The sequence below is a fragment of the Micromonospora sp. ZG13 genome (assembly GCF_059359355.1).
On the sequence record NZ_JCADBQ010000002.1, the window covers coordinates 659,551 to 680,850 of the forward strand.

Annotated in this window: 25 protein-coding genes; 10 read left to right on the top strand and 15 right to left on the bottom strand. The window is 74.4% G+C overall.

The features are described from left to right. The first annotated feature begins 123 nt into the window (after positions 1 to 123). A complete protein-coding gene (locus AC5L34_RS06975) occupies positions 124 to 819 on the top strand; it encodes a GAP family protein (RefSeq protein ID WP_441173957.1) in 696 nt (231 codons plus the stop codon). A 33-nt stretch (positions 820 to 852) separates the two neighbouring features. Here the strand turns inward: AC5L34_RS06975 and fdhD are convergent, their stop codons facing one another. After that, on the bottom strand, positions 853 to 1,722 hold the full coding sequence (fdhD, locus tag AC5L34_RS06980; protein ID WP_494824117.1) for a formate dehydrogenase accessory sulfurtransferase FdhD: 870 nt from the start codon (positions 1,720 to 1,722) through the stop codon (positions 853 to 855). A 51-nt stretch (positions 1,723 to 1,773) separates the two neighbouring features. On the opposite strand from fdhD, the gene mobA reads away from it, so the two are divergent. The 3 genes from mobA (at position 1,774) to AC5L34_RS06995 (ending at position 3,928) form a co-directional block, all read left to right on the top strand. Continuing rightward, positions 1,774 to 2,478 (top strand): molybdenum cofactor guanylyltransferase, encoded by a 705-nt coding sequence (gene mobA / locus AC5L34_RS06985; RefSeq protein ID WP_494824119.1) that lies wholly within the window; start codon positions 1,774 to 1,776, stop codon positions 2,476 to 2,478. Then, positions 2,475 to 2,741 (top strand): DUF6457 domain-containing protein, encoded by a 267-nt coding sequence (locus AC5L34_RS06990; RefSeq protein ID WP_089003792.1) that lies wholly within the window; start codon positions 2,475 to 2,477, stop codon positions 2,739 to 2,741. The genes mobA and AC5L34_RS06990 overlap by 4 nt, the downstream gene beginning before the upstream one ends. Positions 2,742 to 2,821: 80 nt before the next feature. Then, entirely contained in the window at positions 2,822 to 3,928 is a 1,107-nt protein-coding gene (locus tag AC5L34_RS06995) for a T3SS (YopN, CesT) and YbjN peptide-binding chaperone 1 (RefSeq protein WP_441173960.1), read from the top strand. Between the two features lie 106 nt (positions 3,929 to 4,034). Here the strand turns inward: AC5L34_RS06995 and AC5L34_RS07000 are convergent, their stop codons facing one another. Both AC5L34_RS07000 and AC5L34_RS07005 read right to left on the bottom strand, forming a co-directional pair. Next, positions 4,035 to 5,918 carry a beta-propeller domain-containing protein gene (locus AC5L34_RS07000; protein WP_441173961.1) on the bottom strand — a complete coding sequence of 628 codons (1,884 nt, stop codon included), beginning with the start codon at positions 5,916 to 5,918 and terminating at the stop codon, positions 4,035 to 4,037. Positions 5,919 to 6,016: 98 nt separating this feature from the next. Beyond that, entirely contained in the window at positions 6,017 to 6,475 is a 459-nt protein-coding gene (locus AC5L34_RS07005; RefSeq protein ID WP_089002854.1) for an Lrp/AsnC family transcriptional regulator, read from the bottom strand. Between the two features lie 59 nt (positions 6,476 to 6,534). Between AC5L34_RS07005 and ddaH the strand changes: the two genes are divergently transcribed. Beyond that, the gene (ddaH, locus tag AC5L34_RS07010) at positions 6,535 to 7,368 is read left to right on the top strand and encodes a dimethylargininase (RefSeq protein WP_494824121.1); all 834 of its coding nucleotides are present in this window, start codon (positions 6,535 to 6,537) and stop codon (positions 7,366 to 7,368) included. A 51-nt stretch (positions 7,369 to 7,419) separates the two neighbouring features. Here ddaH and AC5L34_RS07015 read toward each other — a convergent pair whose 3' ends face one another. Together AC5L34_RS07015 and AC5L34_RS07020 are read right to left on the bottom strand one after the other, a co-directional pair. Beyond that, complete coding sequence (locus AC5L34_RS07015; protein WP_441173963.1) at positions 7,420 to 8,616, bottom strand: ABC transporter substrate-binding protein; 1,197 nt, start codon at positions 8,614 to 8,616, stop codon at positions 7,420 to 7,422. Positions 8,617 to 8,696: 80 nt separating this feature from the next. Next, positions 8,697 to 9,494 (bottom strand): alpha/beta hydrolase family protein, encoded by a 798-nt coding sequence (locus AC5L34_RS07020; RefSeq protein ID WP_494824122.1) that lies wholly within the window; start codon positions 9,492 to 9,494, stop codon positions 8,697 to 8,699. 83 nt (positions 9,495 to 9,577) lie between these two features. Here AC5L34_RS07020 and AC5L34_RS07025 point away from each other — a divergent pair, with 83 nt between their 5' ends. Then, positions 9,578 to 10,186, top strand: a complete 609-nt coding sequence (locus AC5L34_RS07025; RefSeq protein ID WP_441173965.1) for a bacterial proteasome activator family protein — start codon at positions 9,578 to 9,580, stop codon at positions 10,184 to 10,186. Between the two features lie 33 nt (positions 10,187 to 10,219). Here AC5L34_RS07025 and AC5L34_RS07030 read toward each other — a convergent pair whose 3' ends face one another. From AC5L34_RS07030 to AC5L34_RS07040, 3 genes are all read right to left on the bottom strand, one after another. Next, entirely contained in the window at positions 10,220 to 11,032 is an 813-nt protein-coding gene (locus tag AC5L34_RS07030; RefSeq protein ID WP_441173966.1) for an HAD family hydrolase, read from the bottom strand. Next, the gene (locus AC5L34_RS07035) at positions 11,032 to 11,853 is read right to left on the bottom strand and encodes an HAD family hydrolase (RefSeq protein WP_441173967.1); all 822 of its coding nucleotides are present in this window, start codon (positions 11,851 to 11,853) and stop codon (positions 11,032 to 11,034) included. Before AC5L34_RS07035 ends, AC5L34_RS07030 begins: the two co-directional genes overlap by 1 nt. Positions 11,854 to 12,123: 270 nt before the next feature. Continuing rightward, positions 12,124 to 12,870 carry a hypothetical protein gene (locus AC5L34_RS07040; RefSeq protein ID WP_441173968.1) on the bottom strand — a complete coding sequence of 249 codons (747 nt, stop codon included), beginning with the start codon at positions 12,868 to 12,870 and terminating at the stop codon, positions 12,124 to 12,126. A 112-nt stretch (positions 12,871 to 12,982) separates the two neighbouring features. On the opposite strand from AC5L34_RS07040, the gene AC5L34_RS07045 reads away from it, so the two are divergent. From AC5L34_RS07045 to AC5L34_RS07055, 3 genes are all read left to right on the top strand, one after another. Beyond that, on the top strand, positions 12,983 to 13,414 hold the full coding sequence (locus AC5L34_RS07045) for an OsmC family protein (protein ID WP_441173969.1): 432 nt from the start codon (positions 12,983 to 12,985) through the stop codon (positions 13,412 to 13,414). Between the two features lie 110 nt (positions 13,415 to 13,524). Further along, a complete protein-coding gene (locus AC5L34_RS07050; RefSeq protein WP_172896728.1) occupies positions 13,525 to 13,869 on the top strand; it encodes a metallopeptidase family protein in 345 nt (114 codons plus the stop codon). A gap of 91 nt (positions 13,870 to 13,960) precedes the next feature. Continuing rightward, complete coding sequence (locus AC5L34_RS07055; RefSeq protein ID WP_494824125.1) at positions 13,961 to 14,683, top strand: AIM24 family protein; 723 nt, start codon at positions 13,961 to 13,963, stop codon at positions 14,681 to 14,683. A 232-nt stretch (positions 14,684 to 14,915) separates the two neighbouring features. On the opposite strand, the gene pheA is transcribed toward AC5L34_RS07055, so the two are convergent. From pheA to AC5L34_RS07080, 5 genes are all read right to left on the bottom strand, one after another. Further along, positions 14,916 to 15,869 carry a prephenate dehydratase gene (pheA, locus tag AC5L34_RS07060; protein WP_441173971.1) on the bottom strand — a complete coding sequence of 318 codons (954 nt, stop codon included), beginning with the start codon at positions 15,867 to 15,869 and terminating at the stop codon, positions 14,916 to 14,918. A 9-nt stretch (positions 15,870 to 15,878) separates the two neighbouring features. Further along, a complete protein-coding gene (locus AC5L34_RS07065; RefSeq protein WP_441173972.1) occupies positions 15,879 to 16,556 on the bottom strand; it encodes a hypothetical protein in 678 nt (225 codons plus the stop codon). Between the two features lie 65 nt (positions 16,557 to 16,621). Next, the gene (locus AC5L34_RS07070; RefSeq protein WP_089002865.1) at positions 16,622 to 17,011 is read right to left on the bottom strand and encodes an ACT domain-containing protein; all 390 of its coding nucleotides are present in this window, start codon (positions 17,009 to 17,011) and stop codon (positions 16,622 to 16,624) included. A gap of 75 nt (positions 17,012 to 17,086) precedes the next feature. Then, positions 17,087 to 17,545, bottom strand: a complete 459-nt coding sequence (locus tag AC5L34_RS07075) for a hypothetical protein (protein ID WP_494824126.1) — start codon at positions 17,543 to 17,545, stop codon at positions 17,087 to 17,089. Positions 17,546 to 17,722: 177 nt separating this feature from the next. Beyond that, the gene (locus AC5L34_RS07080; RefSeq protein WP_363622966.1) at positions 17,723 to 18,463 is read right to left on the bottom strand and encodes a hypothetical protein; all 741 of its coding nucleotides are present in this window, start codon (positions 18,461 to 18,463) and stop codon (positions 17,723 to 17,725) included. A 163-nt stretch (positions 18,464 to 18,626) separates the two neighbouring features. Between AC5L34_RS07080 and AC5L34_RS07085 the strand changes: the two genes are divergently transcribed. Further along, positions 18,627 to 19,865 (top strand): arginine deiminase, encoded by a 1,239-nt coding sequence (locus AC5L34_RS07085; RefSeq protein ID WP_101413382.1) that lies wholly within the window; start codon positions 18,627 to 18,629, stop codon positions 19,863 to 19,865. 74 nt (positions 19,866 to 19,939) lie between these two features. Here AC5L34_RS07085 and AC5L34_RS07090 read toward each other — a convergent pair whose 3' ends face one another. Further along, positions 19,940 to 20,824: a DUF5926 family protein gene (locus AC5L34_RS07090; RefSeq protein ID WP_441173974.1), complete on the bottom strand. Its 885-nt coding sequence runs from the start codon at positions 20,822 to 20,824 to the stop codon at positions 19,940 to 19,942. A gap of 59 nt (positions 20,825 to 20,883) precedes the next feature. After that, on the bottom strand, positions 20,884 to 21,300 hold the full coding sequence (locus AC5L34_RS07095; protein WP_441173975.1) for an ATP-binding protein: 417 nt from the start codon (positions 21,298 to 21,300) through the stop codon (positions 20,884 to 20,886).

Consider the following 21,300-nt stretch of genomic DNA (forward strand, 5'->3'; position numbering starts at 1 on the left):
CCGGGAGCGACGGCATGGCGTTCTCCGTCGAAAGATGTAGGGGACGTTCGTTCCACGGGGCGAGTCGGCGGGTACGACGCCGGCACAGAATGGTTCCGTGCCCCAACCCACCGCAAGCACCGCATGAGCGTCGGACTGCTGCTGACGCTCGCCGGCCTGGCCCTGGTCGACAGCACGAGCATCGGCACGCTCTTCATCCCCGTCTGGCTGCTGCTCGCACCCGGGCCGGTCAACGCGCGCCGGATCCTCGGCTACCTCGGCACCATCGTCGTCTTCTACTTCGGCGTCGGGCTGCTGCTCGCCCTCGGCGGAAGCCGGCTGGCCGACGTCCTCGGCGGGGCGATGGACAACCGGCCGGTGCTCTGGGCGCAACTCGTCCTCGGGGTCGGGCTGTTCCTGCTCAGCTTCCGCTACGACGGCAAGCGGCGCCCGCGCAGCGGAGGCGTGCTGCGCTGGCGGGACCGGGCCATCGCCGGCGACTCCTCGGCGCGGTGGCTGGTGGGGTTGGCGCTGCTCGCCGCGCTCGCGGAGGTGGCGACGATGCTGCCGTACCTCGGCGCGGTCGGCCTGCTGACCACCTCGGGTCTCGGCGCGGCCGAGATGGTGGGGCTGCTCGCCGGCTACTGCCTGGTCATGGTGCTGCCGGCGGTGCTGCTGCTGGCGGCCCGGGTGACCCTGCCGAGGCTGATCGAGCCGGTGCTGGCCCGGCTCAACGCCTGGATCATGCGGACCTCCGGCAGCATGCTCGGCTGGATCCTCGGCATCGCCGGCTTCCTGCTGGCCCGCGACGCCGCGTTCCGGTTGGGGCTGTTCGACTAGGGCGTATTTTCAGAGGCATGTGAGGCCTGGGGATCAGGTGGCTGTTCCGTCGGTGGTCACGCGGTCGGGGCGGGCGTAGACGTTCATCGCGTCGCCGCGCAGGAAGCCGACCAGCGTCAGCCCGGCCTCCTCGGCCAGCTCCACCGCCAGGGTGCTCGGCGCGGAGACCGCCGCGAGCAGCGGCACCCCCGCCATCCACGCCTTCTGGGTCAGCTCGAAGCTCGCCCGCCCGGAGACCAGCAGGACGTGCCCGGCCAGCGGCAGCCGCCGCTCGCGGACCGCCCAGCCGACCACCTTGTCGACGGCGTTGTGTCGGCCCACGTCCTCCCGCAGCACCACCAGGTCGCCGTCGGCGGTGAACAGACCCGCCGCGTGCAGGCCGCCCGTGCGGTCGAAGCCGCGCTGCGCCGCGCGCAGCCGGTCCGGCAGCGCGGTCAGGACCGCCGCCGGCACGGTCAGCGGGTCGTCGCCCACCGCGAAGACCGATCGGGTACGCACGGCGTCGATGCTCGCCTTGCCGCACACCCCGCAGGAGCTGGTGGTGTAGAAGTTCCGGGCCGGATCGACGGCGGGTTCGGGCACGCCGGGCGCCAGCACCACGTCCACCACGTTGTACGTGTTGGACGTCTCCGCGCCGGCGCAGAGCTGCGCGGTGCGTACATCGTCGGCGGCGCGGATCAGCCCCTCGGTCAGCAGGAAGCCGATCGCCAGGTCGAGATCGTCGCCGGGCGTACGCATGGTCACCGCGAGCGGCCGTCGCCGCCCGGGGCCGGCCGCACCGACCCGGATCTCCAGCGGTTCCTCCACGGCCAGGCTGTCCTGCCGGCGTACCGAGGTGCGGCCGGTGGCCGCCGCGTCGAGGTCGATGCGCAGCACGCCGCGCCGGTCAGTCGCCCGTCCCATCCCGCCATCCTGCACCCCCGGCCCGGGCCGCCGCGCGGCTACCGTGGCCGGATGGACGCGTACGCGGCGGTGGTGCTGGCGGGCGGGGCCGCGCGGCGGATGGGGGGCGTCGACAAGCCGGCCCGGACGGTCGGCGGCCTGCCCATGCGGGAGCGTGTGCTCGCGGCGGTCTCCGACGCCGCGCCGCGCATCCTGGTCGGCCCGCCCGGACGGGTGCCCGCCGGGGTGCGGCTGACCCGGGAGGATCCGCCGGGCGGCGGTCCCGTCGCCGCCACCTCGGCCGGGCTGGCCCTGCTCGACCCCGGTACGCCGGTGGTCGCCCTGCTCGCCGCCGACCTGCCCCTGCTCACCCGCGCGGCGGTCGGGGAGTTGCTCGACCACCTCGACGCCGGCCACGACGGCGCCTGCTACGTCGACGCCGACGGCCGGCGGCAGACCCTCTGCGGCGTGTGGCGGGTGGCCCCGCTGCGCGCCGCCCTGGACCGCCTCGCCACCGAGCGCGCCCTCAGGCCCGCCAGGCCCGCCGAGGTCGCCACCAGGCCCGATGAGGTCGCCCTCAGGCACCCCGGCGGCTCCGCCGGGCGCGCCAGCGGGCACCCCGGCGGCTCCGCCGCGTCGCTGGCCGGGGCACCGATCAGGGCGCTGCTCGCCGGGCTGCGGGTGCGCGAGGTGCCGTGGGCCGGTGGTGGCCCGCCGCCCTGGTTCGACTGCGACACTGACGAGGACGTACGCCGGGCGGAGGAGTGGACGCGATGACGGTCATGGACGACTGGGTGACGGCGGCCTGCGCCGAGCTGGACCTCGACCCGGCCCAGGTGCCGGTGCCGGCCGTGCTCGACCTGGCCAAGGACGTGGCGCACCAGGTGCTGCGCCCGGGCGCGCCCGTCAGCGCGTACCTTCTCGGGCTCGCGGTCGGGCGGGGTGCGGACCCGGCCGGCGCCGCGGCCCGGCTCAGCGCGTTGGCCGCCCAGTGGCCGGTGGGGCTCGACGCCGAGCGCCCGGGCGGGACACCCGCCTGACCTCCGCTGTCCGATCACGGTCGGGCTGATTCGCCTCCCCCTTCCCGTGGGTAGGGTGACCTCGACGGACGGAGGCGATCATGACGGCAGACCACCCCTCGGCGCCGAGCGGCGACTCGCCCGGCACCCTGCCGGCGCACCACGAGCCGATCCTGCTCGACGAGCCCAGCACGGCCGACCTGCGGGCCAAGGTAACCCAGGCCTGGCACGAGTTCGCCCGGGCGCTGGCCGGGCGGTTGGCGGCGCTGCCCACGGGCACGCACGTGGAGCTGACCCTCGACCCGACGGCCTCCGGCACCGGCGACGCGGTCTACTCGGTCAGCATCGACGTGCGCGAGGAGGGCCAGCTGGCCGCCCGCGCGGTCGGCAACGCGACCCTGCCGGAGGGCTACCGGCTCGACCGGGCCGCCGTGGCGGACATGATCGCGCTCGGCTGGTCGCCGCCCGGCGTGGTGGCGGGCTCCGGGGAGTACTTCGGGCTGGACAGCGGCACCGCCGAGGCCACCCGGCTGGCGGCCCTGCTCACCCGCACGCTGCGCGACGTCTACGGCGCCCCGCACCCCGCCTTCCTCGTCTACCTCATCCACGACGCCGAGGGCGAGGCGCTGCCGGTGGAGCCGCTGGGCACCGCGCGCAGCGAGTTCGGCCCCGACCGCAACGTGGAGGCCGACCTGGACGAGGCGCTCGCGGCGGCCGCCGCCGCCCAGGCGCCCGAGCACGACGCGGCCGCGCTCGCCGAGCAGGTCCGCACCGTCGTCTCGACCATGCTCAAGTCGGAGCCGGACCGGTTGCAGGTCGACTCCGACGGCGACATCAACATCCGCGCCGGTTCGGCGATGGTCTTCGTCCGGGTCCGGGACAACCCGCCGCTGGTGGACGTCTTCTCCCCGGTGCTCACCGAGGTCGAGCCGACCGAGCGGCTCTACGTGAAGCTCTCCGAGCTGACCAACCGGATGCCGATCGGCCGGCTCTACTGCGCCGACGACACCGTGTGGGCGTCCATCCCCGTCTTCGGCCGCAACTTCCAGGCCACCCACCTCATGCTGGCGGTCCAGGTGATGACCGGGCTGGCGGACGAGCTGGACGACCGCCTGCACGGCGAGTTCGGCGGGAAGCGCTTCTTCGGCGAGGGCGACAAGCCCGTCAAGCGGGACCAGGGCGAACACCGCACCGGCATGTACCTCTGATCCACGCCCCGCCACCGGTGGGCGACGGGGTGGGGCCCGGATCGGTGGTGGCGGGTGGAGCCCGGAAACCCCGAGAAACCGGGCCCCACCCGCCGGGGAGGGAGGATCAGGTCACGGGGAGCCAGTCGAGGCTCCGGGCGGTGGCCGGGTCGGTGGCCCGCAGGCCGGCGGCGGAGACGGTCCAGAGCACGTCCCCGACCAGCAGCGACCGCAGCACCGGGCCCGACGGGCCGGTGTGGGAGACCGTGCCGACCTCGCCGATGTCGGTCCCGGACACCCGCAGCAGGCGTACGTCGTCGCCGACCGGGAGCGCCACCAGGCCCGTCTCCGGGTGGTGCAGGAAGGCGTGCGTGTCGTGCTCCAGCGCGGAGTACGCCCTCGGCACGTGCCACTGGTCGAGTCGGCTCGGACGGGCCGGGTCGCGGACGTCGAACAGTGACACCTGGAGCCCCTGCGTCCGCCCCCGCCGGTCGGCCTCCTGGCCCACCCCGAGCAGCCGGCCCTCGGGCAGCGGGTGCAGGTACGCCGAGTACCCGGTGATCTTCAGCTCGCCGGTGACCCGGGGCGCGGTCGGGTCGGTCAGGTCGACCGCGTAGAGCGGGTCGGTGAGCCGGAACGTGACCACGTACGCGGAGCCGCCGAGGAAGCGCACGGAGAAGATCCGCTCCCCGGGACCGAGGCCGGTGACCGCGCCCGTACGGACCAGCGTGCCCCCGTCGGGGCGCAGCACGTGGACGGCCGACTCGGAGGTGGGGCGGGCGCCCCACGTGTCGCCGGTGGTGGTGGCCACCCGCAGGTGCCCCTGCCACTCCGAGAGCGCGTACTGGTTGACGAGTGAGCCGGGCACCGAGCCGGAGGCCACGTAGCGGGGGCGCCCGGGCGTGCCGGTGTCGAACCGGTGGATCTCGGTGACCTGCGGGACCGGCCGCCGGACACCCCCGCGCGGCGGGCCGGGCCGGGTCGTCTCCGGCCGCTCCCCGGCGAGGTAGAGGCTGGACCCGGTGCCGTAGACGGTGGTCGCGTCGGCGGCGACGCTGACCGGATCGCCGTCACCGAGCCGGTCGCCGCCGAGGTCGAAGCTCAGCACGGTCAGCATCGACGTACCGGACCAGGCGGGGGGCCGGCTCAGCCGGTCGCACTCGACCCGGCCGGCGTGCCGCTCCGCCCCGGCCGTCCACTCGTACGCCGGCAGCCACGCCTCCACCCCGGCGGCGGCGATCACCGCGCGGTTGGCGGCGGTCCGCGTCGCGTCGGTGCCCCGGTCGGCGTACGGGAAGACCAGCCGGGGGCGGGTGCGGACCACGACCCGCGCGGTGGACCCGGTCTGCCGGGCGTCGACGAGGTTGCCGTCCATCCGGTAGGTGCCGAGCACCCGTGGCGCGCCCGCGAGGTCGACCAGGATCAGGTGCGGCGCGGTGCGGGGCCGCGCGCCACGGGTCCCCGGCTGCATCTCCGGGCCGACCTGCGTCAGCACCAGCGCCCGGTCGCCGTGCAGCAGCAGGTTGGCCTGCTCCCCCCAGCTCAGCTCCGGCATCGTCCGCGTGAGGTCGAGGCGGCCGGTCTCCCGCCGGGCGGCCGGGTCCACCACCCGCAGCACGCCCCGGGTGACGGTCACGATCCGCCGCCCGTCGGTCTTGACGAGGTCCGGCTCGTCGGCGCCGGCCTCGTGCACGTTGGTCGTGGAGTGCTCCTGCGCGGGCTGGGCGGACTGGGCCGATGCCCGGGACCCGGACGCGCCCTTCGCGGCCTCGCTGAAGGCGGCCCCCGTACGCCAGCCGTCACCGAAGCCCCACGGGCCGACGGAGGCTGCGGCGGCGGCGCGGAGCCCGGCCAGCGCCTCGGCGCAGGAGTCGTAGGAGACCAGGACGGGAGCGGCCGTCGGCTGCCCGGGGCCCGGCGGATCGGGCGGCACCGCCGGGATCGCGCTGCCGCCGAGCAGGGTGAGCGCGGCCAGCGTGCCGACCGCGAAGATGGGGGCTCCCCGTGTCATGGGCGGTTCGACGCGCCCGGCCGCCGGGCGGTTCCGGCCTTCCTCCGCCCTTCCGTGCCGCTTCTCCCGGGTGCCGTCCCTCCGGCGGCCCGCGCGGGTCAGCGGGGGGAGGGACCGACGCCGGGGGACTCGACCAGCCGGGAGAGCACGATGGTGCTCCGGGTCGAGGTCACGAAGGGCTCGGCCCGCAGCCGCTCCAACGCCGCCTCCAGGTGCGCGATGTCGGCGGCCCGCAGGTGTACGAGCGCGTCGGCCTCGCCCGAGACGGTGTACGCGCCCACCACCTCGGGGTGCCGGCGGGTGGCCACCCCGATCTGCGCCGGCGTGGTCCGCCCGGCGCAGAACAACTCGACGAACGCCTCCGTGGTCCAGCCGACGGCGGCGGGGTCGACGACGGCGGTGAAGCCCCGGATCACGCCGGCCGACCGCAGCCGGTCGACCCGCCGCTTGACCGCCGGGGCGGAGAGCGACACCCGCTGGCCGATGTCCGCGTACGAGGCGCGGGCGTCCGCGACGAGCAACGCAATGATCCGCTGGTCTACGGCGTCTATCTGCAACGTTCCGCCTTTGGGAAGCAACGGTTGTGGCTGTTACCAAAGTTCGAGGGTACCTACCCTTGGTCACCGTGAACCAGCAGCGAGTCCCGCGAAAGCGGACATATCTCATGTGCTCGCCCGAGCACTTCGCGGTCGAGTACGCGATCAACCCGTGGATGGACGTGTCCACCCCGGTCGACTCGGAGCTTGCGGTCAAGCAGTGGGACCGGCTGCGGGAGACCCTGGTCGGCCTCGGCCACGACGTGCACCTGCTGACGCCCGAGCGGGGCCTGCCCGACATGGTCTACGCCGCCAACGGGGCGTTCGTGGTCGACGGCTCGGTCTACGGCGCGCAGTTCAAGCACGAGCAGCGGGCCGCCGAGGCCGCCGCCCACCGGGCCTTCTACGAGTCGCGGGGCTGGCGGTTCATCGCGCCGATCGAGACCAACGAGGGCGAGGGCGACTTCGCGTACCTGCCGGAGGCGCACGGTGGGCTGATCCTCGCCGGGCACGGCTTCCGTACCGAGCTGCCGGCGCACGCGGAGGCGCAGGAGGCGCTGGGCCGGCCCGTGGTGTCGCTGCGCCTGGTCGATCCGCGCTTCTACCACCTGGACGTCGCGCTCGCCTCCATCGACGACGAGAACGTCGTCTACTACCCGGGCGCCTTCTCCGCCGCCAGCCAGCGGGTGCTCACCCAGCTCTTCCCCGACGCGGTGGTCGCCGACGCCGAGGACGCTCTGTCCTTCGGCCTCAACCTGGTCAGCGACGGGCTCAACGTGGTGCTCAACAGCGAGGCGACCCGGCTGGCCGGGAAGCTGAAGGCGACCGGCTACCACCCGGTCCCGGTCGAGCTGGCCGAGCTGAAGAAGGGCGGCGGCAGCGTGAAGTGCTGCATCGCCGAACTCCGCTCCTGACCCACTTCCGCCGTGCCGCCCCACCCGCCCACCCCACGGTGGGCGGGTGGGTCAGCCCAGGGTGGCCAGTTCGGTCACCAGGACGTTCGAGAGGACCTGGCCGTCGAGCTGCACCTCGCGCAGGTACCACTTCTGCTGCGGCGTACGGGGCTGGTTGAACTGCCACAGCCCGCGCGGGCTGTCGATCTGGCCGATCTTGCCGAGGGCCAGGTTGACCTGCTGCGGGTTGGGTGAACCGCCCGCGATCCGGATCGCCTGGTCGAGCACCTGCGCGGCGTCGTACGAGGCCATCGCGTAGGTGGTGGGCGAGGTGCCGTGCTTCTTGCGGTACGCGGAGGCGAACCGGCGGTTGGCCGTGTTGTTGAGGTCGGACGAGTAGTTGAGGGCCGTCTGGATGCCCAGCGCGTCCTCGGCCTTGACGCTGCTGAGCACCGCGCCCTCGGTGAGGAAGCCGGGGGCGTACACCTTGCCGGTGAACCCCTCGATGCGCAGCTGCTTGATGAACTCGACGGCCGCCGGCCCGGCGAAGAAGCAGAACACCGCCGACGGGTTGCGGCCCAGCGCCGTGCGGATGTCGGCCCGGTACGCGGACTTCGACGGGTTGGTGTGGACGCCCGTGGAGACCGTGGCGTCCTTGATCCGGGGGTCGGACTCGCCGAACTCCTGCCGGAAGCCCCGGATGACGTCCTGGGCGGGGACGCTGTCCGGCGCGATGATCGCCAGCCGTGCCGAGTCCGGCAGCTGTTCGCGCAGGTAGCGACCGAGTGCCCGGCCCGCCTCGTCCAGCACGTACGACGTCCGCCAGATGTAGACGACGCTCTGGAGGCTGGACGGCGAGGCGTTGGAGCCGATCAGGGGCACCCGGGCCTGCTCGACGGTGTCCCGGATGCCGGACATGACGTTCGCGTCGACCACGCCGGTGAGGGCGAGTACGCCCTGCTTGAGCAGCCCTTCGACGGCCGCCTTGCCGGTCTTGACGCTCTCGCCCTCGTCGGCGGTGAGCAGGGTGGTCGGGTGCCCACCCAGCAGCTTCTCGTTGAGGTCGAGGAAGAGCTGGAAGCCGTTGGTGATCTCATCGCCGATCGCCTTGAGGCCGCCGCTGGTCGGCGCCACGAGGCCGATCTTGATGGGGCTTCCGGGGCTGGCCGACTCGCCGTCGGCGTCGTCGGTGCCGCATCCGGCGACCAGTCCGGCCGTACCGAGAGCGGCCAGGAGTTGGAGGGCCCGCCTGCGGTTCATCTGCGACACCGAGTTCCTTCCGGGGGAGCGTTGCAGGGCGGATCACGCCCCCTCGGCGTTCTACCCGGTCAGCGACGCTGCGTCAATGCCTAACGATCTTCCTGGAGGGATCGGAAAGCAGCCGTGATCTGCGGCCACGCCGCCGACTCCGGATCGATGAGCCCGAAATGCTCGCATTCTGGCAGCTCAAGAAGGGCGATATCGCCACCCGCGGCGCGGCCGGCCGCCACGAACTCCCGACTCATCGCGATGGGCACCTGCTCATCCAGTGCACCGTGCGCGACTACTGTGCGTGTTGGTGTTGGCACCGACAATCGTGGATCCGCCTCGGCGTACCGCTCGGGGTGCTCCGCCGGTCCGCCGCCGAGCAGCGCGGCCACCGCCCCCTCGTCCAGATCCAGCCGGTACGCCTCCGCGAGGTTCGACACCGGGGCCAGCGCCAGCACGCCGCCGACGGCGGCCGGGGCGGTCGCGGCCACGTACAACGCCAGGTGTCCCCCGGCCGAGTGACCCACCAGCAGCGGCGGCCCGGCGGCGACGCGGCCGGGCAGCGCCTCGGCCGCGAGCCGGGGCAGCTCCGTCACGCCGGTCAGCACGTCGGTCAGCGTCGCCGGCCAGCCGCCGCCCGGCTGTCCCGTCCGCCGGTACTCCACCTGGGCCACCGGGTGGCCCAGCGCGGCCAGCCCGACGGCCAGCGGGTCGGTGTGCCGGCGGTCGTACTCGGCCCGCCAGAAGCCGCCGTGCACCACCACGACCAGCCGTCGGGCCGGGCCCGTCCCGGCGGGAACGCGCAGGTCGGCGACCTGGTCCGGATGGTCGCCGTAGAAGACGGTGACGTCGGGGGCCGCGGTGGGCCGGCTGAGCACGTCGCGGGGGTCGGCGGGCATGGCGCGACCGTAGCGCGGATCACGCGTGGATCCGAGGTCGGGGATCGGTCCCCGGACGCATGGGCGCTCGCGGCTGGGTAAAGATGGTTGCCATGACCGAAGCGCACTCCGCTGGACAGAACGACGAGCCGGGCCAGGATGGCACCGGTCGCTCCGGAACGGTGGTGGTGGTGGGCCCGGACGGGCGGCCCGTCGGCACCGTGCAGACCGACGAGGCACACGGCGAGGACCCGACCCGACTGGTCGAGCAGCCGGCCAAGGTGATGCGGATCGGCAGCATGATCAAGCAGCTGCTGGAGGAGGTCAAGGCCGCCCCGCTCGACGACGCCAGCCGGCACCGGATGCGGGAGATCCACGAGCGGTCGATCGTCGAGCTGAAGGAGGGGCTCGCCCCCGAGCTGCGCGAGGAGCTGGAGCGCATCTCGCTGCCCTTCACCGAGGAGAAGGCGCCCAGCGAGGGCGAGCTGCGCATCGCACACGCCCAGCTCGTCGGCTGGCTGGAGGGCCTGTTCCACGGCATCCAGGCGGCCCTGGTCGCGCAGCAGATGGCCGCCCGCGTGCAGCTGGAGCAGATGCGCTCCGGCCGGCAGGCGCTGCCGAGCGGCCCGGGCGCCGGCATGCTGCCGGGCATGCCGGGGATGGGCCAGCCGCCGCAGGGCGGCGAGGGCCACAGCACCGGCCAGTACCTCTGACCGTCCGGCCGGCCGGGGACCCCGGCCGGCCGCTCACCCCACCCCGAAGACCTTTTCCAGGTACGCCGCCACGCCGTCCGCCGAGTTCGCCGCCGTGACCTCGTCGGCGATCTCCAGGACGGCGCGGTGCGCGTTCGCCACGGCCACTCCCCGCCCGGCCCAGGTCAGCATGGGTACGTCGTTGGGCATGTCGCCGAAGGCGAGCACGTCCCGGGCGTCGATGCCCAGCCGCGCGCAGTACCACGCCAGGCCGGCCGCCTTCGTCACGCCGGACGCGGAGATCTCCACCAGCCCCGAGTACGACGAGTGGGTCGCCTCCGCCAGCCCTTCCAGGGCGGCGGCAACCAGCGCGACGAACGCGTCGGGATCCTGCTCCGCCGAGCGGGCCAGCAGCTTCACCGCCGGCGCCGCCAGCAGCTCCTCGGGGGTCTCGACCGCCCGGATCGCGTCGTGGTCGGCGTCCCAGCGCAGCGGGTAGTGCGCCTCGTGCCGCATCTGCCGGCTGTCGACGATCTCGACCGCGAAGCTGACCTCGGGCACCTCGGCGCGCAGCCGCCGGGCCACCTCGGCGAGCAGTTGCGGGGCGAGGGGGTCGGCCCGCAGCACCTCGTCGGCGACCGGGTCGTAGACCACCGCGCCGTTGGCGCAGATCGCCGGCAGCGGCTCGGCGAGCTGCTCGTACACCATCTTCAACCAGCGGATGGGACGGCCGGTGACCAGCACGACCGGCGTGCCCCGCGCGGAGAGCCGGGCCAGCACCTCGGCGGTGTGCGGGCTGAGCGTGCGGTCGTCCCGGAGCAGGGTGCCGTCGATGTCGGTGGCGATCAGCCGTGGTGCCTCTCCCATCAGCGGGACAGTAGCCGATCGAGGTACACCGCCACCCCGTCGTCGTCGTTGCGCAGGGTGACCTCGTCGGCGAGGGCACGGACGGTCGGGTGGGCGTTGGAGACCGCGACCCGGGCCCAGCCGGCCCACTCGAACATCGGCAGGTCGTTGGGCATGTCCCCGAAGACCAGCACCTCGGCCGGGTCGACGCCGAGGCGCTGCGCCACCACGGTGAGCCCGGTGGACTTGTCCACCCCCGGCGGGCAGATCTCGACGAAGTCCAGCCCGGCCTGGGTGAGGGTGGCCACCTCCGGCGGGACGATCTGCCGGGCGACCTCGAGCAGTTCGTCGACGTGGTGGTCGGCGGTCCGGACGAAAGCCTTGATCACGTCGCAGGAGAGGCACTCGGCGCGGCTGCGCGTCTCGAACGCGTCCTGGTAGGGCCAGCTCGCGTGGTAGTCGCCCCAGAGCGGGGCGTCGTGCTCGTCCGACGCCTCGACCATCACCGTCAGCGGCCCGACGGTCGTCTCCAGGTCGGCCAGCAGCGTGGCCAGCACCTCGGCGGAGAGGCGCTCGTCGCGCAGCACCACCGGCCCGGCCGGGTCGCTCTGGTCGACCACCCGGCCGCCGCCGGCCATCACCAGGAAGTCCGCGGCGCGGATGTCGTTGCGGGTCAGTTCGGCCAGCCGGGGCCCGCGACCGGTGGCGCCGACCACCGGGATCCCGGCGGCCCGCACCCGGTCGAGCACCTCGTGGGTGTACGCGGAGACGGTCTCGTCGCTGCGGACGAGCGTGCCGTCGAGATCCGTGGCGATCAGCTTGGGCAGCCCCGGGCGGGTCATCGTTCCTCCTTCGCCCGCCGCCGTCGCAGCCAGCCGTCTCGGTCCTCGGTGCCTCGACCCCGAGTGACGGCGGGCAGCAAACGTACCTCGCGAAAGGGGCACCGGCCATGGCGTTCCGGCGAATGCCGTGCCAACGGACGACGGCCCGCCGATGTCCCCCGTCCGGGACCTTCCACCGGGTCGGGCCGGGCCGGGCTGGGCGGGCCGGGCCTCGTCGGGTCGAGCGGGCGCGCCGGGCCGGGCGGCCGTGCGGACCGGAGTGGAGCCGGGTCAGTCCCGGAGCTCGGGGCGGGCGAAGGGGATGGCCGGCCCGACGGTGAGGTCGGCCGGCGCGGGCGGGCCGTCGTCCGCCATGTCCCGCGCCCTGCGGCGACGCCAGCCCACCGGCTCCGGGTCGTCGGCGTCGTCCGCCTCCCGCCCCTCGTCGGCCTTCCCGGCGGGCGGGGCGGCGCCGGCCGGGGCCAGCTTCAGCGCCGCCGCGAACAGGGCACAGGCCACGAACGCCGTCACCAGGCCCCGGCCGTACTCGACCTGGAACCCGTCGTCCGTGGAGTAGAAGAAGACCCGCTGCGCGGCCTCGTCCAGCGAGGCGGCGGTCGCGACCAGCAGCCCCAGCAGCGCCACGGCCAGGGCCAGCCCGGCGAGCCGGGCGTTCGGGCGTACCGCGCCAGTGCCGCGCAGCGCGAGCACCACCGCGCAGACCAGGGCGAACAGCCCGACCAGGTAGCCCACCCCGAAGCCGCCGATGTCGGACACCCCGCCCGGCACCCGCAGCGGCGTGTTGCCCTGCGGCCCGCCGTTGGGGATCGTCATGATCTGCCACTCGCCGAGCATCGAGGCGAGGGCGGCCACCGCGGCGAGCCCCGCGAGCAACACCGGCAGTCGGCGGTCCCGGCCCAGGCCGGAGAACGTACGCCCGAACCGGCGCGGCCCGGCCGGCTCCGCTGTGCCCCACTCCAGGACGGCCGCACCGTCGGACCGGTGTTCCTGCCGGGGAATGGGGGAATCCTGGGACATCGGCCACCCTTCCGCGTTCGCGGGCCTGCCCCGAATCATGACACAGTACGCACCCGGCGACGCGGAGCGTGAACGGTCGCCGGCTCGTGGCCGGTGGGCTAGCGTCGGGTGCATGCCTATCCGTACCGCTTCCGCACAGTGGCAGGGCAACCTCACCGAGGGGTCCGGCACCATCCGCACCGGCAAGGGCGGGTTGCAGGGGAACTACTCCTTCAAGTCCCGTTTCGAGGAGGGCGAGGGCACCAACCCCGAGGAGTTGATCGGGGCGGCCCACGCCGGATGCTTCTCGATGGCGTTCTCCAAGGCGCTCGCCGAGGCCGGTTCTCCCCCCACCTCCGTGGAGACCACCGCCAAGGTCCACCTCGACAAGACCGACGCCGGGATGACGGTGACCCGCATCGAGCTGGACACCGTCGGCCAGGTGCCCGGCATGGACGAGGCGCAGTTCACCAAGCTCGCGGAGACCGCCAAGGAGAACTGCCCGATCTCCCGCCTGCTCTCCCCGGGCGCCCAGATCAGCCTGACCGCCCGCCTCGCCTCCTGACCGTCCGCATCCTCGCTCTCGACCGCCACGGGAAGGACCTTCCCGTGGCGGTCCGCCCTCTCGGCCGGCGCGGGCGGGCCGGGTCGTCGGGCAGAATGGGCGGGGTGCCGGTGGAGATGAGTCGCGAGCGCTTCGAGGAGCTGGTCGGCGACGCGCTCGACGAGGTGCCCGAGGAACTCCTCGCCCTGATGAGCAACGTCGTGATCCTGGTGGAGGACGACCCACCCCCCGGCGAGGACCTGCTCGGCCTCTACGAGGGGCACGCCCTCACCGAACGGGGCTGGGACTACGCCGGCGTGCTGCCGGACCGCATCCTGATCTACCGCAACCCGATCCTGCGCATCTGCGACGACGACGAGGACGTCGTCGACGAGGTCGCGGTGACGGTGGTGCACGAGATCGCCCACCACTTCGGCATCGACGACGCCCGCCTGCACGAGCTGGGCTGGGGCTAACGGGGCGTGGCAGGGCCGGTCGGCCGGTGGTCGGCGGTTGCCGCGGTCGCCTACCGTCGGTCCAGGTACCACGAACTCAGGAGGCACTTCCATGCGCAGCGAGCTGTTCTCGGCGGAGAACCTTGAGAAGGAGTCCGCGCAGCCCGGCATGCGGCTGCAGAACTCCAAGATGCTGAAGATCGAACTCAACGGCGAGGCGATGGCCCGGGCCGGGTCGATGGTCGCCTACCAGGGGCAGGTGCAGTTCCAGGCGCTCGGCTCCGGCGGGCTCGGCAAGTTCCTGAAGCAGAAGCTCACCGGCGAGGGCGTCCCGCTGATGAAGGTCTCCGGCCGGGGTGACGTCTTCCTCGCCGACTTCGCCAAGGACGTGCACGTCATCGACCTGGAGCCCGGCGACGCGCTCTCGATCAACGGTTCCAGCGTGCTGGCCTTCGACTCCACCCTCCAGTACGACATCCGGATGGTCGGCGGGGCCGGCATGGCATCCTCGTCGGGCCTGTTCAACTGCGTCTTCAGCGGGCACGGGCGGATCGCCATCACCACCAAGGGCACCCCGGTGGTGCTCAACGTCGACGCGCCCACCTACGTGGACCCGCAGGCCGCGGTCTGCTGGTCGGCCAACCTCCAGACCGGCTACCACCGCGCCGAGCAGCTCGGCCTCGGCACGCTGCTCGGCCGGCGCACCGGCGAGTCGTTCACGATGAGCTTCGCCGGTCAGGGCTTCGTCGTCGTCCAGCCCTCCGAGGAGCCGCCGATCATGGGCAGCGGCACCCAGGAGCAGCAGGGCGGTCTGCTCGGCGGCCTGCTGAGCTGACCCGCGCCACCCCGCCACCGCCCCCGCACCGCGATCGCCCGGCCCCGCCGGACCCGACGCCGGCCGGGGGCGGTGCCGTTGCGGGCCCGCCGTCGGTGGTGCGGGCCGTGCCGGTTCGGGCCCGCCGTCGGCGATGAGCGCCGTGCCGTGCCGTGCCTTGCTCGCCGTCGGCGGTGCGGGTCGCGTCGTTTCCGGACCGCCGTCGGCGGCGGGAGTCGTGCCGGGGCCGCGCTCAGGTCAGGTCGCCGGCGCGGAGGCGGGCCAGCCAGGCGGCGGCGTCGGCATAGTCGGTGTCCGAGAGGCCCGCCGGGGCCGGGATCGGGCGGTCGCCCGCCCCGGGGAACCGCTGCCGGGGGTACGAGCCCAGGAAACGCACGTCGGCGCAGACCCGGCGCAACCCCTGCAACGCCTCGCCGAGCCGTACGTCCGCCACGTGGCCGGCGCAGTCGAGGAAGAAGACGTAGCGGCCGAGGGCCTCGCCGGTCGGACGGGACTCGATCCGGCTCATGTTGACCCCCCGGACGGCCAGCTCCATCAGCACCGACAGCAACGCGCCCACCCGGTCGTGCGCGATGTAGACCGCCAGGGACGTCACGTCGTCGCCGGTCGGCGGCGGGGGCGGCCCGGGACGGGACACCAGTGCGAAGCGGGTCACCGCGTCCGGGTGGTCGGCGATCTTGTCGGCGAGCACGGCGAGCCGGTGCCGGCCGGCCCCGATCGGGGCGCAGATCGCCGCGTCGTACTCGCCGGCGGCGGCTCCGGCGGCCGCCGCGCCGTTGGAGAGCACGTCGACCACGACGGCGTCGGGCAGGTGCGCGCGCAGCCAGCCACGGCACTGGGTGGACGCCTGCGGGTGGGCGGCGACGCTGCGTACGTGCGGAAGGGCCGTGCCGGGCCGCGCGGCGAGCACGAACTCGACCGGCAGGATCACCTCGCGGGTGATCACCAGGGGTTCGCCCTCGGCGAGTTCGTCCAAGGTGACCCCGACCGCGCCGCCGATCGAGTTCTCCAGCGGCACCAGGGCCGCGTCGGCCTCCCCGGCCCGTACACTCTCCAGCGCCTCCGGCACGCTGCGCGCCGGCGTGCGGCTGCCCCGCTCGGCGGCGGGGATGCTGTTCAACGCCTGCTCGGCGAAGGTGCCCTCCGGCCCGAGGTAGACGAAGCGCGTCGGCGGTGTTCCCGGCATGGCGACAGCCTACGCACCAGGTACGCCGAGCGACCCGGCGTCGCAGACGCGCGTCCGGATGCCGGGCGGCCCGGCGGCACGGACCTCGGCGGTGCAGACGTCGGTGCCGGCGGTGACCAGCCGTGGAGCGCCCGGCCGGCCCTGCGTGACCACCTGGAGCGTCTCGTGCCCGGTCACGTCGAGCACGGTGTAGTGCCACTCGCCGGCGCAGAGCGGCCCGGTGCGCACCCGGACCCGGACGCCGTTCGGCAGCACGCCGCCCCGGCCCCGCACCAGGTCCACGATCCGCGCCCCGGAGGGGCCGTCGGGGCACGGGACCGCCACCAGGCCGGAATCGGGCGTGGGGGTGACCGCCCCGGTGCCCGGCAGGCCGGTGGGGGACGGGGGAGTCGGTGGGGCGCTGGACGTCGCGGGGACCGCGGTGCGGGTCGGGGCGGTGGTCGGCGCGGGCTCGCGCAACTCCGGCGGGGTGCCGCAGCCGGCCAGTGGCACCGCGACCAACAGCGCGACGGCCGCGAGCCGTCGGGCGTACGGCACGGCGGAGATCCGGCGGGCGTACGGCGGCGGGGCCGGTCGGTCGGGGTGCGGGCGCGACCGACCCGCTCCGGGCCCGGCGGCGGGGCCGGACGGTCGGGCGGAGGTGTCGTGGCGCGAGGGGGTGGGCGGCACGGCCGATCCTCGGGACATCGGGGAGCGTCACTGCGGCCGGGAGGCCGAGCCCATCCTAGGAGCAACCGGCGGCCGGGTGAAGATCAGCCGAGGACCCGATGGCCGGCCCGTTCCAGCGCGGCTGTCGCCTCGCGGAGCCGTACGGCGGGAACCAGCAGGTAGTCGGTGTCGTAGGTGGAGAAGGCGACCACGCTGACCCGGGCCGCGGCGAGCGGGTCCACCAGCGCGGCGAGGGTACCGCTGACCGCCAGGTCGAGCGGCTCGGCGACCCGCAGGCAGCGCCAGGCGGTCTCCCCGACGGCCTGCTCGGGCGCCCGGTCGGCGGGGCAGATCAGCGAGATCCCGTCGGCCGTCCAGCTCACCGTGACGACGTCGCCGTCGCTCAGCCCGCCCGACAACTCGGGCGGCAGGGCGGAGCCGGCGGCCAGGCGGCAGACGGCGTACTTCCCCGGCAGCAGAGCGATATCGAGCATGAGGGCACCTTACGGCCTCGGCACGGGCCCGCCCCAGATTCGCCGCGTGCGGCGAACGCCACATCCCGCCGCTGGTCAGACCGGGGAGAAGAACGTGAGCGAACCGGCGACCGTCCCCCTGGTGAACACCGGGGTGGAGATCGCGTCGACGGTCGAGTCCGACGCGTCGGCCGACGCGCCCTGCACCCGCAGCAGCCCCCGGGCCAGGCGCCCGGAGGAGAGGGCGAGCAGCGGCGGGATCTTGTCGATCTCGGGCTCGGTCAGCTCGCAGCGGTTGGCGGTGAAGTCGAGCAGCCGCAGCCCGCCGTCGAGCAGCGGCAGCCCCGTCACGTCCTCCGGGTCGCCCAGGCAGAGCAGTTCGCAACCGGCGGTGGAGACGGCGACGACCCTCGTCCCGGCGTCGATGAGCAGGCACGGCTCGGCGGCGCTGAAGACGGTCGACGACCACCGACCGAGGTTGTCGAACTCCTGCTCTGTCGATGTTCCCGCCGTGGGCACGAACACGTCAGAGAGCGAGAGTTCGACGTGGGCCACCGCGCCTCCTATGTACACCGACGGTCCGTCCACGCTAGCCGGTCGTCGCGGATGTCGCCGACCGCGCGGGCTCGCCGGGCCGCCGGTTGGGTGAGGGAATGCCCTGACCAGGCGGCCGGCGACGGCGCGGCCGACGGGTGCCGACCGGCGCCCGGGTGCGTGGCGTCGCCGGTGACGTTACCGTCGGTTGGCCGGCTTGTCAGCGGCCGTTCGGCCGCCCTCGTACCACCGGTAGTCGGCGGCCGGCCGGTATGCGCCGTTCAGCCAGGTCTCCGGGTGCTGCGCGACCCGGGACAGCTTCTCGGCCGTGGCCGGGCTGATCCGGCTCCCACCGGCGACGAGCAGGCGGTCCAGCTCGCGGTGGGTGGCCATGAGGCAGTCCTTCGGCAGGCCGTAGACGCTGATGACGCCGGAGCCGACGAAGGTCAGCACCGGCGTCACCGGGATCGGCAGCCCCACCGCGTCGGAGAGGGCCTTGCTGGCGCGCTTGGCGTCGCGGCGGGCCTCGGCCACGTAGGGCGGCCGCTTCCCGTTGATCTGGACCACGTCGCCGGCGACCAGCACCCGGGCGCGGCCGTGGTCGGCGATGGTGACCGCGAAGAGCCCGCTCGGACCGATGGCGAGGAAGCCTGCGCGTTCGTCGCGTTCGTGGTCGAGCAGGAGGTCGGTCGCGTCCGTGCGGGGCCACTCGATGACGTGCCACGCGGGCCCGAGATGGTCGAGCCGGCCGAGCGCCCGTGCCCCGGCCGCCTCCAGCCGCCGGGCGCCCCGCTCCGCGCGACGGCGGCGGGCCCACTCCAACGGGGACGGACGGACGGGTGCGAGCACCCCCGGCGACTCCACGCGGGGATGTGGCACCGCTGCGGGCGGCAGTGCCCGACTGGACGGTACGGCTCGACGAGCGGGAAAGACAGTCATCGCGACCTCCGGCAAAAGGTCCCTCGAAGTTATGTCCTCACTACCCTACGTTGCCAGTCCCCCGTGTCGGCAAGTTGGAACGCCGGAGTGAGTGCGGATGAATGCCATATTCATCCACCCCTGTTTTATCGGATGCCGCCAAACCCTGCCCTACGCTGCGAGGGTGACCCACTACGTGGACAGCGAAGTCGGTCGGCTCGGTACGGTGCTCCTGCACCGCCCCGGCCCCGAGCTCGCCCGGCTCACCCCCCGCAACAACGACTCGCTCCTGTTCGACGCGATCCCCTGGGTCGGACGCGCCCAGGAGGAGCACGACGCCTTCGCCGCCGCCCTGCGCGAGCGCGGGGTCGAGGTGCTCTACCTCGCCACCCTCCTCGCCGAGACGCTCGCCGTCGCCGACGCGCGGGCCGAACTCACCGAGCAGGTGCTCCGCTCGCCGAGGCTCGGCGACTCGCTGCGGGCCCGGGTCGCCGAGCACCTCGCGTACCTCGACCCGGTGGCGCTCGCCGACGTGCTCATCGCGGGGCTGGCCCACGAGGAGCTGCGGGTCAGCCGGGAACGGCCGGGCGGTCTCGTCTACTCCCTGATGGACCGGCACGACTTCGTCATCGACCCGCTGCCGAACCTGCTGTTCACCCGGGACTCCTCGTTCTGGGTCGGCGACCGGGTCGGGGTGACCAGCCTGGCGATGCCGGCGCGGCGGCGCGAGACCACGCTGACCGACGCCATCTACCGGCACCACCCGCGCTTCGCCGGCACGGAACTCGTCTACCAGCCCGGCCTGGAGCACCTGGAGGGCGGCGACGTGCTGCTCCTCGCGCCGGGGGTGCTCGCCGTCGGCGTGGGCGAGCGGACCACCCCGGCCGGGGCGGAGCGCCTCGCCCGGCAGGTCTTCGCCGCCGGGCTCGCGCACACGATCCTCGTCGTGCCGATCGCCCAGGAGCGGGCGACCATGCACCTGGACACCGTCTGCACGATGGTGGACGTCGACGCGGTGCTGATGTACCCGAACATCGCCCACACGCTGTCGGCGTACACCGTCATCGCCGGCGCGGACGGCGCGGACCCGCGGGTCGACGGCCCGGCGCCGTTCCTGCGGGCCGCCGCCGACGCGATGGACCTGCCCCAGCTCCGGGTCATCGACACCGGCCTGGACCCGGTCACCGCGGAACGCGAGCAGTGGGACGACGGCAACAACACCCTGGCGATCGCGCCCCGGCTCTGCGTGGGCTACGAGCGCAACACCGAGACCAACGCGCAGCTGGAGCGGGCCGGCATCGAGGTCATCCCGATCGCCAGCTCGGAGCTGGGCTCGGGCCGGGGCGGGCCGCGCTGCATGTCCTGTCCCCTGGTCCGCGAGCCGCTGGGCGGGGCGGGAACGCCCCCTGCCGGCCGCCCGTAGCCGCACCGGTGCGGACCAGGAGGCCGCCGGGCCGGGCCCGGTGCCCCCGCCGCGACGGGCGGGGGCACCCCGGCTCAGCGCAGGGTGAGCTGGCGGCCGAGCAGGCCGTGGCGGGCCCGCCGGCCGGCGGCGTCCAGCGGGGCCGGCTCGGCGAGTGCCTCCGCGTACCGCTTGGCGAAGTCGGCGACCGGCTGCTCCCAGTCGGCGGCCGGGACGTCCTCCGGCAGGTCCCAGACGGGCACCAGCCGGCCGTGGGCCCGGAACATGCCCGCGAAGCGGGTGTTCCCGCCGAGGACCAGCGTGCCGGCCACGCTCAGCCGGGCCAGCGCGTCCAGCGCGGCGTCCTCGTCGTCGGGCAGCACCCAGCGCACGTGCGCCTTCTCCGGCACCTGGCACCAGTACGCCGCGCGGGCGGCGGTGAGCCGGACGGTCGGGTAGATGGCGGCGTTCGCCCGCTCCAGGGACGCCTGCACGTTCGGGTCGTCGCCGGCCCCCGGGTCGAGCCAGAACTCGAACCCGTCGTGCATGCTGACCTCCAGCGGGCCGTCGACCAGGACGTCCTGCAACCGGGGGCCGGGGCCGGGCAGCGGCGGCACGGCCACGGGGCGCCCCGGCTCGGTCCGCAGCGCGCAGAGCAGCGCCTCGGCCAGGTCCCGGGAGACGTCGCCCGACTGGATGTGGCGCTGGAGCCCGATGAGGACCCGCCCGTCGGGCTTGGTCATGGCCGGGGCGGCCATCGGCAGCACGGTGGCCAGGACGACCTCCCGCTCGCCGAACTCCTCCACCAGGGCGGGAGCCAGCCGCAGCGGCGCCGAGGCGGCCGGCACCAGTTCCCGCAGGGCGATCCACTCCGGCTCGTCGGTCAGCCCCTCGAACGGTCGGGGCACGAAGATGTCCCGCACCTTCTCCCGCTTGGGGGTGGCTTCGGCGGCCCGCTGGCTCTTTCGACGCTTGCTCACGGCGACACAGCCTAGAGGCCCCGGCCGGGCGGCGGGGCAGGACCCGCCCTCGCGGTCGGTCAGCCGGCCACGGCCAGGTCCGACCGGGTGATCTCCGTCGGGTCGAACTCGGCCCACACGCTCTGGCCCAGGCCGTCGCGCTCGACTCCCCAGCGGTCGGCCAGCCCCGTGACGATGTGCAGCCCCCGGCCGTCGACGGCGTCGGTGTCGGCGATCCGCATGGTGGGGCCCGCGGCGGCGCCGCCGTCGGTCACCCGGAGCTGCACCTGCTGCCCGGCCAGTGAGGCGCGTAGCCGCCAGGCCACCCGGACCACCCCGCCGGGCAGGGGGTCGGCGTGCCGGACCGCGTTGCCCACCAGCTCGGCCAGGACCGCGACGAGGTCGGCCAGGAGCGGCGGGGGTACGACGTCGGTCAGTTCCTCGGCCAGCCGCCGCCGCGCCAGCCGTGCCCCAGCGGGGTGGTGAGGCACCACCAC